This is a genomic window from Nocardia sp. NPDC060220 (assembly GCF_042727815.1).
In the GTDB taxonomy this organism is placed as follows: Bacteria; Actinomycetota; Actinomycetes; order Mycobacteriales; family Mycobacteriaceae; genus Nocardia.
Genome location: NZ_JBHWZY010001353.1, coordinates 1 through 1,145, shown reverse-complemented (window position 1 = coordinate 1,145; position 1,145 = coordinate 1). Strand labels below are relative to the sequence as shown.

At 64.5% G+C, this 1,145-nt stretch carries 1 protein-coding gene; it reads right to left on the bottom strand.

The features are described 5' to 3' along the window. Positions 1-711: 711 nt before the first annotated feature. On the bottom strand, positions 712-1,145 hold a 434-nt coding region (locus tag ACFWF3_RS36710), incomplete at its 5' end, for a TetR/AcrR family transcriptional regulator C-terminal domain-containing protein (protein WP_379318838.1).

Sequence of the window (1,145 nt, the reverse complement as noted above, 5' to 3'; positions counted from 1 at the left end):
GCCCACGACGGACGGGCCAGCGCGTTGTGCGTTTCGGAGCGGGTGGCGACCGCCAGCCCGGCCACGATCCCCACGATCGCCGCCATGGCGATGAACCCGGCCAAGGCCTGCCAGCGCAGGCGACGGTGGTGGGTCGGTGGTGACGGCACCGTGGACACGTTGATTCCTCCGCGAGGGTTTCGACGGGAGTACTTCACTTGCCATGCTTCTTCGCCCCCCTCGGCGGTCCAGCCGACGGCACCGGATTCTCTTCTCCGCCTGAGGGGACGGTCGAACTTGTCGTCCCGGGCAGTTCACCTGCCCGGCCATCTGATTTCTTAGCAGGAACGAGAGCGACTATATACCCTCGAAACCGAGAATGTCTACACTCGACATGACAGATTTACTCCATTAGCAGAAGTCGTTGCCGTCGGTGGCAGTCACGGATCAAGGCGAGACGCCGCCCGTCCTCCCGGGCGAGACAGTCGACCTCACCCGCGCCGGGGTCGACCCAGCCCCTCGATCAGCCAGATCCACAGTGCTCGTCGTTGCTGCCCCGCGATCGGATGTGATCAACAGCGGGCTTCTGAGCCGGTTTTCGTTGTGCGAACTCTGTGTGTGGTGAACCTTGAGCAGCCTGGGCACGGACATCACGGTTCTCGCAGGGTGGCGGCCCGCATCCGCAGGGCCGGCAGTCGAGGACTGCCAGGCACGACATCATCGGGCCGCCACTCAGGGGCGATGTCGAGCGCGGCGCATCCCTTCGAGTCGATCGAGCAGTGCCTCGAGAGACTCTTCGAACTCATCAGCAGCACGGTTGGCTGCCAGGTGGCCCTGCAGGCGATACACATGCGGATAGTCGGCCAGCTCCGATGATTCGTGCTGGCCCGGCTCGGTGCTGATGATCGGACTCAGCTCGACACCTCTTGTTGCCACCTCGAGGAGGAGGTGGCCGAGGAGAAACGTGGCGAAGGATCGGTAGACCTGGACCGCCTGATGGTCATCGAAGCCGTAGTGGAGCATGGTTTCGAGGAAGGATTGCATCCAGTTCAGGCTGCGCAGCGGCGGGCACAGCCAGGGTGCTTGCGGTGGGCTCGAGGCCATCAGCGGAAAGACCTCGGGGTGCTCGATCGCGACGCGGCGCACACCGTGCGCGAGGCGCTGCA